Origin of the sequence: Streptomyces sp. NPDC001904 (genome assembly GCF_040297005.1) — a bacterium.
Taxonomy (GTDB): Bacteria; Actinomycetota; Actinomycetes; order Streptomycetales; family Streptomycetaceae; genus Streptomyces.
On record NZ_JBEOYI010000030.1, the window covers coordinates 42,102 to 57,231 of the forward strand.

At 70.8% G+C, this 15,130-nt stretch carries 15 protein-coding genes; 6 read left to right on the plus strand and 9 right to left on the minus strand.

Annotated features, from left to right (window positions below):
• Positions 1 to 7: 7 nt before the first annotated feature.
• Positions 8 to 1,585 (minus strand): TROVE domain-containing protein, encoded by a 1,578-nt coding sequence (locus ABT127_RS33600; RefSeq protein WP_351458469.1) that lies wholly within the window; start codon positions 1,583 to 1,585, stop codon positions 8 to 10.
• 502 nt (positions 1,586 to 2,087) lie between these two features.
• On the opposite strand from ABT127_RS33600, the gene ABT127_RS33605 reads away from it, so the two are divergent.
• Positions 2,088 to 3,563 (plus strand): amino acid permease, encoded by a 1,476-nt coding sequence (locus ABT127_RS33605; protein ID WP_351458472.1) that lies wholly within the window; start codon positions 2,088 to 2,090, stop codon positions 3,561 to 3,563.
• 4 nt (positions 3,564 to 3,567) lie between these two features.
• Here the strand turns inward: ABT127_RS33605 and ABT127_RS33610 are convergent, their stop codons facing one another.
• A complete protein-coding gene (locus ABT127_RS33610) occupies positions 3,568 to 5,028 on the minus strand; it encodes an alkaline phosphatase PhoX (RefSeq protein WP_351458475.1) in 1,461 nt (486 codons plus the stop codon).
• Between the two features lie 114 nt (positions 5,029 to 5,142).
• Here ABT127_RS33610 and ABT127_RS33615 point away from each other — a divergent pair, with 114 nt between their 5' ends.
• From ABT127_RS33615 to ABT127_RS33630, 4 genes are all read left to right on the plus strand, one after another.
• Positions 5,143 to 5,907: an SDR family NAD(P)-dependent oxidoreductase gene (locus ABT127_RS33615; protein ID WP_351458478.1), complete on the plus strand. Its 765-nt coding sequence runs from the start codon at positions 5,143 to 5,145 to the stop codon at positions 5,905 to 5,907.
• 210 nt (positions 5,908 to 6,117) lie between these two features.
• Positions 6,118 to 6,336 carry a hypothetical protein gene (locus ABT127_RS33620; protein ID WP_351458480.1) on the plus strand — a complete coding sequence of 73 codons (219 nt, stop codon included), beginning with the start codon at positions 6,118 to 6,120 and terminating at the stop codon, positions 6,334 to 6,336.
• Positions 6,337 to 6,425: 89 nt separating this feature from the next.
• A complete protein-coding gene (locus ABT127_RS33625) occupies positions 6,426 to 7,565 on the plus strand; it encodes a chymotrypsin family serine protease (RefSeq protein ID WP_502971826.1) in 1,140 nt (379 codons plus the stop codon).
• Between the two features lie 11 nt (positions 7,566 to 7,576).
• Positions 7,577 to 8,023, plus strand: a complete 447-nt coding sequence (locus ABT127_RS33630; protein WP_351458486.1) for a hypothetical protein — start codon at positions 7,577 to 7,579, stop codon at positions 8,021 to 8,023.
• 188 nt (positions 8,024 to 8,211) lie between these two features.
• Here ABT127_RS33630 and ABT127_RS33635 read toward each other — a convergent pair whose 3' ends face one another.
• Entirely contained in the window at positions 8,212 to 9,660 is a 1,449-nt protein-coding gene (locus tag ABT127_RS33635; protein WP_351458488.1) for a hypothetical protein, read from the minus strand.
• Between the two features lie 285 nt (positions 9,661 to 9,945).
• Here ABT127_RS33635 and ABT127_RS33640 point away from each other — a divergent pair, with 285 nt between their 5' ends.
• Entirely contained in the window at positions 9,946 to 11,808 is a 1,863-nt protein-coding gene (locus tag ABT127_RS33640; protein WP_351458490.1) for a DUF8508 domain-containing protein, read from the plus strand.
• Positions 11,809 to 11,831: 23 nt separating this feature from the next.
• Here ABT127_RS33640 and ABT127_RS33645 read toward each other — a convergent pair whose 3' ends face one another.
• The 6 genes from ABT127_RS33645 to ABT127_RS33670 all read right to left on the minus strand — a co-directional run bounded on the left by ABT127_RS33645 (position 11,832) and on the right by ABT127_RS33670 (position 14,902).
• Positions 11,832 to 12,650: an SRPBCC family protein gene (locus ABT127_RS33645; protein WP_351458492.1), complete on the minus strand. Its 819-nt coding sequence runs from the start codon at positions 12,648 to 12,650 to the stop codon at positions 11,832 to 11,834.
• Between the two features lie 6 nt (positions 12,651 to 12,656).
• Positions 12,657 to 13,283 carry an ArsR/SmtB family transcription factor gene (locus ABT127_RS33650; protein ID WP_351458494.1) on the minus strand — a complete coding sequence of 209 codons (627 nt, stop codon included), beginning with the start codon at positions 13,281 to 13,283 and terminating at the stop codon, positions 12,657 to 12,659.
• Positions 13,284 to 13,414: 131 nt separating this feature from the next.
• A complete protein-coding gene (locus ABT127_RS33655; protein ID WP_351458496.1) occupies positions 13,415 to 14,095 on the minus strand; it encodes a hypothetical protein in 681 nt (226 codons plus the stop codon).
• Positions 14,092 to 14,247 (minus strand): hypothetical protein, encoded by a 156-nt coding sequence (locus tag ABT127_RS33660; protein WP_351458498.1) that lies wholly within the window; start codon positions 14,245 to 14,247, stop codon positions 14,092 to 14,094. The genes ABT127_RS33655 and ABT127_RS33660 overlap by 4 nt, the downstream gene beginning before the upstream one ends.
• A 72-nt stretch (positions 14,248 to 14,319) precedes the next feature.
• The gene (locus ABT127_RS33665) at positions 14,320 to 14,628 is read right to left on the minus strand and encodes a hypothetical protein (protein WP_351458501.1); all 309 of its coding nucleotides are present in this window, start codon (positions 14,626 to 14,628) and stop codon (positions 14,320 to 14,322) included.
• A 13-nt stretch (positions 14,629 to 14,641) separates the two neighbouring features.
• A complete protein-coding gene (locus tag ABT127_RS33670) occupies positions 14,642 to 14,902 on the minus strand; it encodes a hypothetical protein (RefSeq protein WP_351458503.1) in 261 nt (86 codons plus the stop codon).
• Between the last annotated feature and the right edge of the window lie 228 nt (positions 14,903 to 15,130).

Below are 15,130 nucleotides of genomic sequence, written 5' to 3' on the forward strand. Positions count from 1 at the left end.
CCGGGGATCACCCCCACGGCCAGTCCGCGTCCCGCCCGGCCTCGAGCAGCGCCACCATCCGGAACGCCGCGTCCGAGAGCCCGCCGAACACATGCCGGTTCGCGGAGCCGGAGGGCGCGTGGCCCGCCCGGTACCCGGCCAGGTTCCAGGTGTAGACCGGGACCCGTGCCGGAACCTGCCCGGTCGGGTCACCGTGCCGGCTGTGGTGCGCCTGCTCGTCGGTGACGATCAGCACCCGGTCGTGGCCGCGGTAGTGCCGCCGCACCGCCTCGGCGGTGTTCGTGCCGCCCAGGTCGCCGAAGCGCTCCAGGACCTTCAGGACGGACTCGCCCTTGCGGTACATCACGTCGGTGCTGCCGGTGCCGAACTGCACCAGGTCGGCCCGCTCCGCCCGCAGCGCGAGCGCCGCGCCGAACACGGCGGCCGCGTCCGCGCGGTTGAGCCGCGACCGCTCGGACAGCGGGCTCCACATGGAGCCGGAGCGGTCCACCAGGATCAGCGAACGGCCCTTCAGGGACGGCACGTTGGCCAGCGAGTGGCCGAGCGCGGTCTCCAGCGGGTACGCCCAGCGCAGCGACGGGGCGTGCTGGTACGCGGCGAGGTAGCGGAACGGGAACTGCCGCGAGCGCGCCACCTCGGCCGGGTCGGAGATCGTGGCCGCGACCCGCGCCGCGACCTCGTCCGAGACGCCCGCCTCGTCGAAGTTGCGGAGGTTGCGGATCAGCGCCATCGCGCCCATGGACGGGATGACGGCCTCCCAGGCCGCCTTGTCCATCGGGCCCTGCAGCCAGCCGGCCAGCGCCTCCCACGTCATGCCCGCCGCCGCGAGCCGCTCGGCGCCGTCGGGCGCGAGCAGCACGGAGCGCCGCTCGGCGACCGGCAGGGCCATCAGCTCCCGGTGGGCGAGCAGGACGTCGCTGCCGGCCGGGGGCACGGCCGTGTCGGGGTGGTGGCGCCGGTCGAGGGCGTACCGGAACAGCTCGCCCTGCCACGGCTTGGCCGGGTCGGGCGCCGCGTGCACCAGGTTGAGGACGTCGCCGAAGCGGTAGCCCTTGGACGCGGTGTCGTACTTCAGGAGCGCCTTGCCGTGGTACAGGTGGCGCACGGCGTCGGCGACGCCGCGCTTGACCGGCTTGGGGACGGCCCGCCCGTACGCCTGCGTCCAGTAGCCGAGCAGTTCGCCGGGCTCGTCGGGGCGGCGCAGTACGGAGGCGACGACCGCCCGGTTCGACGGTCCGTCGCTCGCACCGGCGTCGAGGCGTGCCTTCACGTACTCGGCGGCGCCCACGAGGGACGCGGTGCGCAGGTTCCCCTCGCCGCGGAGCCAGCCGAGCAGGCCCGCGGTCCACTCCGGGTCGGTGACGGCGAGCCCGCGCACGAGCGTGGCGAACCGGTCGTCGCGGTCCGCGCCGTCCTCGTAGAAGGTGCGCTGGGAGACGAAGTTGGCGACCGCGAGCAGGAAGAGCTCGGAGCGGGCGTCCCGCTCGAAGCCGGCGCCGCCCTCGTGCGTGCGCACGGTACGGCCGGTGGTGCGGACGACGGAACGCAGCGCCTGCTTGGCGCCCTTGCGGTTGTAACGAGCCATGAGAATTCCCCCCGAATTCTTGAGATGCGCACAGGGGGAGGCACAGCGAATGGAGCGTGCCCGAGGTCGGAATCGACGACGGAAACAGTCTGGTGCTCTCGCCATTTGAGCTACGGCGACCCGAAGTCACCGACGGGATTCGAACCCGCAACCGCCAGATCCAGGAAGTACCCGTTGTCTGCGCACCGGGCACACACCATCTGCTGCGCCTCCCGAGATCAGGCCGGCCACGGCATCGGTTTCTTGTCGAGAGAAGGAGCCGTGGCCTTCGCACCGGGAGGTGCGAAGAATGCATGCGTCCAGAGATCAAGGCCGGCGGAACCGACGGATGGTGCTCTGCCACTGAGCTACACCGGCTCGAAAAATGCCGGCGGCGGGAATCGAACCCGCGGCCTCCCCATTATGAGTGGAAGTAGGTCCTGCCTGTCGCACCTGGACAAGAACGACTGTACGGCGGCGCGCATCAGCCATGCCAGGCATTTATTTTGCGAGAGTTCCCCGCGTGCACCAGGACAGGAATCCAGACTCGCGGCTCGACGACCCGACCACCGCCGAAGGCGTCGCCGACGCCGGTGACCTCGGCTACAGCAAGACGCTCAAGCCCCGCCACATCAGCATGATCGCGATCGGCGGCGCGATCGGCACCGGTCTGCTCTACGGCGCGGGCGGCAATCTCGCCAAGGCCGGGCCCGCGCTCGCCATCGCCTATCTCGTGTGCGGGGTGTTCGCCTTCTTCGTCGTGCGGGCGCTGGGCGAACTGGTGGTGCACCGGCCGTCGTCCGGCTCGTTCGTGAGTTACGCACGGGAGTTCCTGGGCGAGCAGGGCGCGTTCGCGGCGGGCTGGATGTACGTGCTGCAGTGGTCGACGGCGGGGATGGCGGACATCACGGCGGCCGCGGTGTACGTGCACTACTGGTCGATGTTCACCTCGGTGCCGCAGTGGGTGCTCGCGGCGATCGCCCTGGGGATCGTCCTCACGGTCAATCTCATCTCGGTGAAGGCGTTCGGCGAGATGGAGTTCTGGTTCGCCATCGTCAAGGTCGCCGCGCTGGTGATCTTCCTGCTGATCGGGATCTACTTCCTCGTCTCGCGCGAGCCGGTCGACGGCCATCCGGCGGGCATCTCCCTGATCGCCGACAACGGCGGCGTGTTCCCGCTGGGCATCTGGCCGGTCGTGCTGATCACCCAGACCGTGATCTTCGCGTACGCGGCCGTGGAGATGGTCGGTGTGACGGCGGGCGAGACCGCCGATCCGGCGACCGTCGTGCCGCGGGCGGTGAACTCGATCATGTGGCGGGTGGCGGTCTTCTACGTCGGCTCGGTCGTGATGCTGACGCTGATGCTGCCCTGGACGTCGTACTCCGCGAGCGAGAGCCCGTTCGTGACGGTGCTGTCGAAGATCGGGGTGCCCTCGGCGGGCGGCATCATGAACCTGGTGGTGCTGACCGCCGCGCTGTCGTCGCTCAACTCCGGGCTCTACACGACCGGCCGCATCCTGCGCTCGATGTCGATGGCGGGCTCGGCGCCGTCCTTCACCGCCCGGATGAGCCGCAGCCATGTCCCGTACGGCGGGATCCTGCTGGTGGCGGTGGTGGCGCTGCTCGGTGTCGCGCTAAACGCGTGGCTGCCCGACAAGGCGTTCGAGATCGTCACCAACATCTCCTCGCTGGGTGTGATCTCCACCTGGTCGATGATCATGATCTGTCATCTGCTGTTCGTGCGGCGCGCGAAGCAGGGGCTGGTGCACCGGCCGGCGTTCCGGCTGTGGGCATCGCCGTGGATCGAGCTGTCGACGGTCGCCTTCCTGCTGGCGGTCGTCGTGATGATGTGGTTCGACACGGACGGCGCGGGCCGGGACACGGTCCTCACCCTGATCCCGATCGCCGCCGCGCTTCTGATCGGCTGGTTCGCGGTGCGCAGGCGGGTCCACCGGATCGCCGCGGAACGCGAGGCGCCGCCGGTGGACCCGCTGAGCTGATCGGCTAGCGCTGCCGCTTCCAGGGGCCGGTGATGGCCAGCATGATGCCGGGCGTCTGGATGTTGGCGAACAGCGTGCGTCCGTCGGGCGAGAAGGTGACGCCGGTGAACTCGCTGTACTCCGGGTCCTCCTCGGTGCCGATGTTCAGCTCGTTGCGCGCGATCGGGTACGTCCGGCCCTTGTCGGTCGCGCCGAACAGGTGCTGGACGCCCTCGCCGTCCTCGGCGATGACCAGACCGCCGTAGGGCGAGACGGTGATGTTGTCCGGGCCGTCGAAGGCGCCGTCCACCGACGGGTCCGGGTTGACGCCGAGCAGCACCTTCAGGGTCAGGGTGCGGCGCTTGGGGTCGTAGAACCAGACCTGGCCGTCGTGCTGGACGGGGCTCTCGGTGCGGGCGAAGGAGGAGACGATGTACGCGCCGCCGTCACCCCACCACATGCCCTCCAGCTTGCGGGCGCGGGTGACCTCGCCGTCCTTGAACTGCTTGCGGGTGGAGACCGTCTTGGCGTCGCGGTCGGGGACCTCGACCCAGTCGACGCCGTAGACCGTGCCGATCTTCGTGGCACGGGAGAGGTCGTCGACGAACCGGCCGCCGGAGTCGAAGCACTTGAACGCCTGGAGGACGCCCGCGTCGTCGGCGAGGGTGCGCAAGCGACCGCGCCCGTGCTTGAAGCCGTGCGGCGGCACCCAGCGGTAGAGCAGGCCGTTGGGGCTCGCGGCGTCCTCGGTGAGCAGCGCCTGACCGTTCTTGGGGTCGATGACGACGGCCTCGTGGGCGTACCGGCCCAGCGCCTTGACCGGCTTGGGCGAGCGGTTGGCGCGGCGGTCGGCGGGGTCGACCTCGAAGACGTAGCCGTGGTCCTTGGTGAAGCCCTTGGAACCGGCCTTGTCCTCGGTCTCCTCGCAGGTCAGCCAGGTGTCCCAGGGGGTGGAGCCGCCCGCGCAGTTGGTGGCGGTGCCGGCGATGCCGACCCACTCGGCGACCTCGCCGCCGCGGCGGACCTCGACGACGGTGCAGCCGCCGGCCGCCCCCGGGTCGTAGACGAGTCCCTCGGTGAGCGGCACCGGGTGCGGCCAGTCGGCGCGGGCGCCGGCCAGCTCGTGGTTGTTGACGAGGAGCGTGGTGCCGCGCGAGCCCTCGAAGGCGGCGGTGCCGTCGTGGTTGGACGGGGTGAACTCGCCGGACTCCAGCGTGGTCTTCCCGCTGTAGGTGATGACCTTGTACGAGAAGTGGGCGGGCAGCGCGAGCAGGCCGGCCGGGTCGGGGATCAGCGGTCCGTAGCCGACGCCGTGCTCGTGCCCGTGCCCGTGGTCGTGATCGTGGTCATGGTCATGGTCGTGACCGTGGTCCGTGGCCGCGAGCGCGTTCGGCGCGGTGGCGAGGGCGCCGACGGAGCCGGCCAGGGCGACTCCGGCACCGGTGGCCGCGGAGCGTCTGGCGAAGTCCCTGCGAGTGAGCGACATGTGGCTGTCTCCCGTTGTGATGGTGTAGCGGGGGGCGGGCCTGTTTCGGCCACACGTTCTCGCTCGCGTATAAACGGCGGTTGAACACCGTCCTAAGCCGAGGGGCCCCCTTTCATGACTTCAGTGAACCTGCCGGAATCCGGACGGCGCGTGCTGGTGAGCGGCGCCTCGCGCGGCCTGGGACGGGCGCTGGCACAGGCGTTCGCGGCGGGCGGCGACCGGGTGGCGGTGCACTACGGCTCCCGGGAGGCCGAGGCCCGCGCCACCCTCGACTCGCTCAGCGGCAGCGGGCATGTGCTCGTCGGCGGCGATCTGTCGGACCCGGCGGGCGCCGCGTCGATCGCCGGGCGGGCGGCCGAGGGCCTGGGCGGCATCGACGTCCTCGTCAACAACGCGGCCGTGAACCTGCCGCACCCGCCCGCCACCACCTCGTACGAGGAGTGGTCGGAGCTGTGGCGGCGCCATGTGGCGGTGAACCTGCTCGGCACCGCGAACCTGAGCCACCTGGCCGCCCGGCGCATGATCGAGCAGGGCACGGGCGGCCGGATCGTCAACGTCGGGTCGCGCGGCGCCTTCAAGGGCGAGCCGGACCACCCGGCGTACGGGGCGACGAAGGCCGCCGTGCACGCGCTCGGACAGTCCCTCGCGGTCGCGCTCGCGCCGTACGGGATCGGGGTGGCGTCGGTGGCTCCCGGGTTCATCGAGACGGAGCGGGTGGCGCACCGGCTGACGGACGAGGTGCGGGCGCAGAGCCCGTTCGGCCGGGTCGCCTCGGCGGAGGAGATCGCCGGGGCCGTGCTGTGGCTGGCGTCGCCCGGGGCGCAGTGGGCCTCGGGAACCGTCCTGGACCTCAACGGCGCCTCCTACCTGCGGACCTGACGGCGCTTGCGCGCAGACTTCGGAAGAATCTTCGTAAAGAAGGTCAACAGGCGCACAGCACCGGTAATCAGAAGATTTAACGCAGAACGCCTTGACCACCCTCCCGGCCGTCACTAGACAGGCCTTACCTGCATCACCGCAGCACCCGCCGAGGGGGTGGCGAGCCGAGTGGACGCACGGCGGGCACGCACCCTCCATGAGAGCCGGCTGATGAGGCTGGCCAATGTCACGGGAGTCGGGATCGGAAGGGACGAGCACTCGGGGGCGGACGTGATCGTCGTCTTCGTCACCCGGAAGGTGCCCCCGGACCGGCTCCCCGCGGACGACGTGGTTCCACCGGAGCTGGACGGCGTGCCGGTGCGCGTGCTCGCGATCGGCGACGTCCGGGCCCAGGACGAGAAGCCCGGCGAGCCGCCCGAAGAGCGCTGACCGGCTCCGGGGAACCCCCGCACAGCAGTGCACGGCACCCATGTGCACGTCAGGGGAAGAGGTGGTCTGGCGTGAGCCAGCCCGAATCGATGCGAGGTACGGCCGGCGCTCAGCTCAGTGACAGCTCCCGCCGCCAGGCACAGAGCGACTTCCTGCGGCACGAGCAGCCGCTGACGAACGTGGTCGGCTACGGCCACGGCGTGAAGTGGGCCGACGGGCAGCCCACCGGTGAACCGGCCGTCCTGGTCCTGGTCACCCAGAAGGTGCCCGAGTCCCTGCTGCCCGAACGGGACGTGATCCCGCGTCTGATGGACGACGGCACCCCCACCGACGTCGTGGCCGTCGGCCAGATCTCCGCCCAGCGGCGGCCGATCCGGCCGGGCGCCGGGGCCCGTCAGCAGGAGATCGCCTACGGGCCCGACGGCGGCGTCGCCCAGCAGCTCGGCGGCATGAGCCGGCCGGTGCTCGAAGAGCTGGGCGGTCTCGCCGCCTTCGAGCCGCAGGTCCTGGTCCGCCGGATGCGCCCCTGCCCGGCCGGCTTCTCGGTCGGCAACGTGGCCATCACCGCGGGCACGCTCGGCAGCGTGGTCTACGACTTCCTGCCGGGCGCCACCGTGGACCCGCCGGGGCCCGGTCTCGGTACTCCGGCCAAGTTCTACGTCCTGTCCAACAACCATGTGCTCGCCGACTCCAACCGGGCGCAGCCGGGCAGCGTCATCCTGCAGCCCGGCACGTTCGACGGCGGCACCGACCCGGCGGACCGGATCGCGTCGCTGTCCCGGTTCATCACCATCCAGTTCGCCCCGCAGACACCGCTCGACCAGCAGAACAACGTGGTCGACTGCGCGCTCGGCGAGATCCGGTTCCAGGACGCCACGCGCGAGCAGTATTTCAGCGGCGCGCCGCGTGCCTGGCGGCGCAAGGCGAATGTCGCGGTCGGCGACCTCGTGAAGAAGACCGGCCGCACGACGAACCTCTCCTTCGGCCGGATCATCGCGGTCGACACGACGATCGACGTCGACTACGGCACCGCGGGCACGGCCCGCTTCAGGGACCAGATCCTCACCACGAGCATGTCGGACGGCGGCGACTCCGGCTCCCTGGTGGCCTCCCTCGACAACGTCGCGGTGGGCCTGCTGTTCGCCGGTTCCCCGCAGGTGACGGTCGTCAACCACATCGAGAACGTCCGCGCGTTGCTGCGCGTCGAGATCGCCGAGCAACTGGCATAGGGGGTGACGTCATGACCACTCAGGCACGCAAGCAGAAGGGCACTTCACGCGCCGAGCACCGCTTCCACAATCCGCAGGGCGTCGAGGTCAAGAACCACGCCGAGGCGTTCGCCGCGCAGGCCGACGTGTCCGCCGAGGCGGTGTCCGTCGACTGCAAACTGGAGCTGAACAACGGCCCGGTGACCTTCACCATCACCGCGAAGATCAACCCGAACACGCATCCCTACGTGGTGACCGGGGGCCGGATCACGTCCGGTACCGGCGGGGCGACCTGGGACATCACGGGCGGCTTCATCGGCGACTCGATCCGCCTCGACGCCAAGCGGGCCGGGCAGGGCTCGTCCGCGAACACGATCACGATCGTCGGGGAGTACCAGAATCCGCCGGCCTACCGGGGCACGTACGGCTTCGACGGGGCGACGTCGTCCTTCAAGCACACCACGCGATATCTCTGCTAGCGGGCACACGAACGGCCCGGGGCTCTCCTGCCCCGCGCCCCTGTCGATGAGATGCCGCACGAAGTGCGCATCTCAGGGGCGCGGGGAACTGCGCGAGAAGCGGCCACCGGGCCGCACCCGACCAACAACTGTGCGAGAAGCCCCACCGGCTGTCAGCCGACCGACACAACCCGAGAGGTAGGCGCCTACTACTGCGCAGCAGACCGCGCCTTGAAGGCAGCCTTCCGCGCCTCCTTGGCGACCTTCTTGTCGGGGTGCAGACGCCCCATGGCCTCCAGCACATCCGGCGTGGCCGGATGTTCGACCCGCCACGCGGCAGCGAAGAACCCGCTGTGCTGCGCGGCAAGCCCCTCCACCAGCGCCTGCAACTCGTCCGAGTTCCCCTCGAGGGAGAGCTGGGCCGCGATGGTGTCGACGGTGAGCCAGAAGACCAGGTCCTCCGACGGCGCGGGCACGTCACCGAACCCGTGCTCGGCGAGCCAGACCCGGGCGAGCCCCCCGAGCTCGGGATCGTCCAGAACCTCCCGCAGTGCCGGCTCGGCCCCGCCCCCGACCAGGGACAGCGCCTGCTGACACCGCAGCCGCCGCAACGGCGCCCCGTCATCGGCCCCGCGCGCCGCCGCCAGCAACTCCCGCGCCGCGCCCAGCGGTTCCCGCCGCGCGACCCACTGCTCGATCTCGGCCTGGGCGGCGGCCTGCGGGAAGGCGGACGTGCTGTCGAGGAGCACATCGGCCCCCTTGTCGACGAGGTCGCCGACGGCAGGCGCGTCCACCCCGGCCTCCAGCATCCGGGCCCGGATCCCGTACAGCCCGAGCGGAGTGAGCCGCACCATCCCGTACCGGGAGACGTCGGAGTCGTCGACCGGCTCGGCGACGGACTCGGCCGCCTCGTCGATGTCCGCCATCAGCGCCTCGTCGACCGGCTGGAACTCCACGAGCCCGACCGGGGCGAGCAGCCGGAACTGGTCGTCGAGCCGCATCATCGCGTCCGACACCTGCTCCAGGATGTCGTCGGTGGGCTCCCCCATGTCGTCGGGGACGATCATCGACGCGGCCAGGGCGGGCAGCGGCACGGGCCCGTCGCCCGCACCGCCCTCGGTGACGGTCAGCAGATACAGATTGCCGAGGACGCCCTCCAGGAACTCGGACTCGGCGTCGGGGTCCCAGTCGAGCTGCGAGAAGTCGATCTCGCCGCCCTCCTCCATGGCACCGACCAGGTCGTCCAGGTCCGGCACGGAGGCGTCGGCGAGCACGCTGTCGAGCGCGCCGAGCCACAGGCCCAGGATGTCGGCGGGACCGCCGGAGGTGAGCACACCCAGCTCCTCGCCGACGGTGACGGTGCCCTCCTCCTCGTCGACGACCTCCACGAGCCCGGTGTCGACGGCGATCCGCCAGGCCTCGCTCGCGAACGCGGCGGCCTCGCCGTCGTCGGCATCGGCGCCGGAGAGTCCCAGTTCGGCAGCGGCGGCGGGCAGCTGCTCCTCGACGAGTTCGCCGCCCGCGCCGACCCGGGTGCCGGGTCCGGCCCAGCGCGCGAGCCGCACCGCGCGCGACAGCAGGGGGCTGGCGAGGGCGTCCCGCGCCAGCTCCGCTTCGGCGGGCAGCCGCACCGGCGGCAGGGGGGAGCTGTCTGACATCGGCTGGTTCTCCTCGGGCCGTACAAGTGTCATGCGTTGCGACCGCTCAGCGTAGACGGATTTGACCCTTTGCCGCCCAGTTCATGTACCCGTCAGGTTCCGCTCGCCTGTGGGACACCCGGAAAACCTTGACAACTCCCCTGCCCAGGAAAGAGATTGACGCGCGTAGACGTAGACAGGCAGTAGTCAGTCGGAAGCACGGAGCGGGACGGACCCCCGTCCCGGTCCGCGCGCGCTCCACCCTCGTCCCGGCGCTCGCCACACGCACGCCCCCGGAGGCATTCCTTGTCGAGCAGATCCGTATCGTCCGTATCGCCCGCGTACTCCGCGCGTACCCGTTCGCGCCTGGCCGCGCTCGCCGTCGCCACCGCGAGCTGCGCGACCTACGCGGTCGTGGTGACGGCCCCCGCGCACGCCGCCACGGTCGCCATCCACGACATCCAGGGCAGCACCCGCACCTCCCCGCTCGCCGGCCAGGCGGTCGCGGACGTCCCCGGTGTGGTGACCGGTGTCCGCACGTACGGCTCGTCCAAGGGCTTCTGGTTCCAGGACCCGAACCCGGACGCCGACCCCGCCACCAGTGAGGGCGTCTTCGTCTTCACCAGCTCCGCCCCGGCCGTCAAGGCCGGTGACGCGGTGACCGTCTCCGGCACGGTCACCGAATACGTGCCGGGCGGCGCCTCGTCCGGAAACCAGTCGCTCACCGAGATATCCAGGGCGACGGTGACGGTCGTCTCGTCCGGCAACGCGATCCCGGTGACGACGATCAGCGCGAAGTCCGTCCCGGACGCCTACACCCCGGCGGGCGACAGCGCCGCGAACGGCTCGGTCAACGGGCTGACGCTCCAGCCGCGGAAGTACGCCCTCGACTACTACGAGTCCCTGGAGGGCCAGAACGTCCGGATCGGCTCGTCGCGGGTGGTGACCGCGTCGGACCCGTACACGGAGCTGTGGGTCACGGTGAAGCCGCACGAGAACGCGACGAAGCGCGGCGGCACCCGCTACGGCTCGTACGAGTCGCAGAACTCGGGCCGCCTCCAGATCCAGTCGCTCGGCGCGAGCGCCGACTTCCCGGTCGCCGACGTCGGCGACGTGCTGACCGGCACCACCGAGGGCCCGCTCGACTTCAACTCCTTCGGCGGATACACGCTCGTGGCACGGGAGTTGGGCAGCCTGAAGAAGTCGGGGCTGACCCGCGAGACGACCCGCGCGCAGAAGTCGGGCGAGCTGGCCGTGGCGACGTACAACGTCGAGAACCTCGACCCGGGCGACGCCACCTTCGAGGAGCACGCCGCCGCCATCGTCGACAACCTGCGCTCGCCCGACATCGTGTCCCTGGAGGAGATCCAGGACAACAACGGCGCGAAGAACGACGGCACCGTCGCCGCCGACCAGACGATGGGCAAGCTGATCGACGCGATCGTCGCGGCGGGCGGCCCGCGCTACGAGTGGCGCTCCATCGACCCGGTGAACAACGCGGACGGCGGCGAGCCGGGCGGCAACATCCGCCAGGTGTTCCTGTTCAACCCGGAGCGGGTGTCCTTCACCGACCGGGCGGGCGGCGACGCGACGACGGCGGTCGGCGTGACCAGCGCCGGCAGGAACAAGGCCGCGCTCACCGCGTCGCCGGGCCGTGTCGACCCGGCGAACACGGCCTGGACGAACAGCCGCAAGCCGCTGGCCGGCGAGTTCACCTTCCGCGGCAGGACGGTCTTCGTCATCGCCAACCACTTCGCGTCGAAGGGCGGCGACCAGGGCCTGACCTCGCAGTACCAGCCGCCGACGCGCAGCTCCGAGACGCAGCGCCACGCGCAGGCGACAGTCGTGAACTCCTTCGTGAAGGACATCCTCAAGGTCCAGCGGAACGCCGACGTGATCACGCTCGGCGACATCAACGACTTCGAGTTCTCGGGGACGGCGAAGCTCCTGGAGGACGGCGGGGCGCTCTGGTCGGCGATCAAGTCGCTGCCGAAGAGCGAGCGCTACACGTACGACTACCAGGGCAACAGCCAGGTCCTCGACCAGATCCTGGTCAGCCCGTCGATCAGGTCGAAGGGCTCCTTCACGTACGACAGCGTGCACATCAACAGCGAGTTCCACGACCAGATCAGCGACCACGACCCGCAGGTGCTGCGCCTGCGTCCGTGATCCGGCCGGCTGGAGCGCCCGGCTCAGCGGAAGACGGCCGTGAGCCAGGCACTCCAGTCGGTGGCGTTGCGGTCGGCGTCGGCGTCCGGCGCGAAGTCGTGGACGGTGATGCCGACCGGGGCGCCCCAGCGGCCGCGGCCGAAGATCCGGTAGAGAGCCGTGTCGGTGCGCAGGCCGACGAACCAGTCGTTGCGGTAGTCGAGAACGGTGTCCAGGGTCGTGCCGTCCGGGCCCTGGACCCGGACCCGCGCGCCCGCCGCGGCGTTCTCGGGCAGGTTCAGCGCGCGGCCCACGGCGGCGAGGGCGTCCACGGTCGCCGAGGTCGCCGGTCCGTCGAGGGTGGCGAAGGCGGCCGTGCGGCCCGGGAAATGCGTGACGTACTGGCGCAGCGTGTGCAGATAGAAGTCGGTGTGCTTGTCGGCGCCGTCGTAGTACTCGTCCCAGTTGTCGACGAAGATGCCGCTGTGCACGTAGCGGACCCAGGAGCGGGTGCCGCCGTCCCTCGGCTCGATCGTGTAGTCGAGCTGGTTGCTCGTCTGGAACGGGGGCAGCGCCTCCGGGTCCTCGGAGCGGACGGTGAGCCGGTGCGGCGGTTCCCACACGGTCAGTACGGAGTTGAAGGGGCCCGCACCGCCCTCCTTGGGCTCGAACTCCATGGGCCACTGCCAGCCGTCGGTGTGCCGGGTGACGGCGTCCCAGACCTGCTCGGGCGAGGCGCCCACCTCGAACTCGCGGGGGATCTCGAACTCTTTCCCGTTCTTCTCCGCGTTCTCAGCGTTCTCCGCGTTCTCCGCGTTCTCGGCGTTCTCAGCGTTCTCGGCCTGTCGCTTCTCGTCAGTCATGGCCTGTCACTCCGTCAATTCCTGGTCACTGGTGGGCAGTCGGGGTTCCTCGTCACGGACCTTCGGGTGCAGGGCGATCACCAGGCGGTGGTCGCGCCCGTCGACGGCGTCGGCCGCGTGGTACTTGCGGATCAGCCCCTCGACGCCCTGCGTCAGCTCCGCCACGAACGCCGCCCGGTCGGCGGCGGACGCGAACCGCACCTCGCCGTCGAGCGCGAACGTCGCCAGCCGCTTGCGGGCCTTCGCGGCACCGGTGAGCAGCGCGCCCATGTCCCGCAGGAGCCGCGCGGCGAGCGCGATCAGCCAGTGCGCGGAGAGCCGGTCGCGGTCCCGGTCCGGGTCGGGCTGCACCGCGCCGAGCGCTCCGGGCGAGATCACGTAGCTGGCGGCGCTGGCCCGCATCAGCCGCTCGGTCACATTGCCCTTGCGCCGCTCGCCGGCCAGCTCGACCAGGCCGTGCTTCTCCAGCGTCTTCAGGTGATAGTTCACCTTCTGCCGCGGCAGGCCGACCTTGGGCGCCAGCATCGCCGCGGACGCGGGCCCCGTGGCGAGCTCGGCCAGCAGCCGGGCCCGTACGGGGTCGAGCGAGACCGCGGCGGCGGCCGGATCCTCGATGACGGTGACGTCGAACATGACCCCACCGTCCCACCGAAAACATTTTTTGTCCAGGCGGAGAATCTGTTCGGATGGCCCGGCACCCTAGGGCGTGTGTCGAAAGTCCCGTCATCCGCCCGGCGGGGCAGGCGCGACTTTCGACACACGCCCTAAGGCCGCGCCTCCGGCCCACCCCCGCCCTGCGCCTCGCCGAGCCGGCCCAGCTGTCCCTGGAACCAGTCGAGGCGGGCCTGCAGCAGGGCCGCCTCGGCGACCAGCTCCGGCATGCCGGAGAGATCACCGTCGGCCTGGGCGCCGGGCGCGGCGATCACCTTCAGCCCCTGGCCCGCGCGCTCGGCGAACGTCGCGAGGGTCCAGCGCGCCCGGCCGCCCACGCAGCCGCCGCACGCCGCTTCGAGGGCCCGCTGGCCGTCGCGCCCCCACCCGGCGTCGGCGAGCACCGACGCGGCGGCACCGCACGGGCACGGCCCCACGGTCATGGTGCGCACCCGCTGCCGCGCGTAGCGGAAACCCCGCTCGAACCGGATGTAGCGGCCTAGCACGGAGACCTCGAGGAGCACCGTCTTGCGGTGCTCGGCGAGCACCAGCAGCCCCTCGGCGACGGCGCGTTCGTGCACACAATGGAAGCCGCAGTCGCAGCGCCGGTGGGGGACGCGGTGCCGCCTCCCGTACACGCACCGCGCCTGGTCGAGCACTCCGTAGGGCGCTGCGGCGCCGAGCGAGACGCCCAGGAAACCGGCGCGCCCACCGTCCGTGTGGAGCACGGGGTGGGCGATCTTGAATCCGGTGGGCGGCTCCCTCGGGCTCTCCTCGGGGAGCCGGAGTCTCATCGGACGGCCGGAACCTCGAGGGGCTCCGGCGCATCGGCCGCACCCGTCAACTGCTGCTGATTCTCGATGACTTCACGGTCCGCGGCGACCTCGACGGCCTCCTGCGGCGCTTCCTCGGCGATCCCGGTGGCGAGTGCCTTGCCCAGCCTCATGCTGCCTCCCCTGAACGGCCTGCGAGCTACGCCTTCATGGTGGCGCATACGGGGCGATTTGGCAGCAGGGCCTCAGACCTCCTCGGTGAGCAGCCCGGCGAGACCCCCGGCGAGCGCCACGACGCCGTCGCGGTCGAGCCCGGGGCGCTCGCGACCGGGGCCGTGCCGCAGCGCCCGGAACACGGTCTGTACTGCGCGGAGTTGGCACCGGCGCCGGACGCGGTCGCGGTCGGGCCCGGCGGCGCCGGTGAAGATGTCCAGGCTGCGCCGAACGGCTTTGTCGAGGTCGTCCTCCGCCAGAAGGAAGAGCAGGTGTGCCTTGATGACCGTACCGGCGTCGTAGGCGGGGTCGCCCGCGCACCCTTTCGGATCGACGGTCACCCCGGGCTCTCCTTCACGGGCGACGGTCCCGGGCGCGAATGCCTCCGGCACTTCGATCATCGGGGAACCCTATGTCGGCGGCGCAGAGCGCGAACTCGTCGGCCACGATCGCCTCGGCCACCTCGACCGCCCGCTCACCGGCGAGCCGCAACCCCGCCTGCGAGTACGGCGGTGGCGTGGGCCGCCTGCGCCGCCACCAGGCGGCACCGGCCGCGTAGATGCCACTCGCGCACATCAGCGCGGGCATGGTCAGGGCAAGAACCACGTCTCGCACCAGAACCCCTTCATGATCTACCGCACGAACTACTGCATGAACTGAGGAACTTCTTCTGTGCAGTTCATCGGATTCCGGCCGATCCCACTGAAGAACATCTTTTGGCCAAAACAAGGGGAGAACCGGCCAAGTCAACATAAAAAACCGCTTCACCCTCCTCCCACTTAAGCAATGCTCCACGTCACCTCGTAGCAGATTTAAGTGGAGCTTCACCGTCGGGCGGCCGAA

Bases quoted from the DNA above. Each gene is read 5' to 3' on its own strand.
- ABT127_RS33600 (WP_351458469.1), bottom strand. From the start codon at position 1,585: ATGGCTCGTTACAACCGCAAGGGCGCCAAGCAGGCGCTGCGTTCCGTC.
- ABT127_RS33610 (WP_351458475.1), bottom strand. From the start codon at position 5,028: ATGTCGCTCACTCGCAGGGACTTCGCCAGACGCTCCGCGGCCACCGGT.
- ABT127_RS33615 (WP_351458478.1), top strand. From the start codon at position 5,143: ATGACTTCAGTGAACCTGCCGGAATCCGGACGGCGCGTGCTGGTGAGC.
- ABT127_RS33620 (WP_351458480.1), top strand. From the start codon at position 6,118: ATGAGGCTGGCCAATGTCACGGGAGTCGGGATCGGAAGGGACGAGCAC.
- ABT127_RS33625 (WP_502971826.1), top strand. From the start codon at position 6,426: ATGCGAGGTACGGCCGGCGCTCAGCTCAGTGACAGCTCCCGCCGCCAG.
- ABT127_RS33630 (WP_351458486.1), top strand. From the start codon at position 7,577: ATGACCACTCAGGCACGCAAGCAGAAGGGCACTTCACGCGCCGAGCAC.
- ABT127_RS33635 (WP_351458488.1), bottom strand. From the start codon at position 9,660: ATGTCAGACAGCTCCCCCCTGCCGCCGGTGCGGCTGCCCGCCGAAGCG.
- ABT127_RS33645 (WP_351458492.1), bottom strand. From the start codon at position 12,650: ATGACTGACGAGAAGCGACAGGCCGAGAACGCTGAGAACGCCGAGAAC.
- ABT127_RS33650 (WP_351458494.1), bottom strand. From the start codon at position 13,283: ATGTTCGACGTCACCGTCATCGAGGATCCGGCCGCCGCCGCGGTCTCG.
- ABT127_RS33655 (WP_351458496.1), bottom strand. From the start codon at position 14,095: ATGAGACTCCGGCTCCCCGAGGAGAGCCCGAGGGAGCCGCCCACCGGA.
- ABT127_RS33660 (WP_351458498.1), bottom strand. From the start codon at position 14,247: ATGAGGCTGGGCAAGGCACTCGCCACCGGGATCGCCGAGGAAGCGCCG.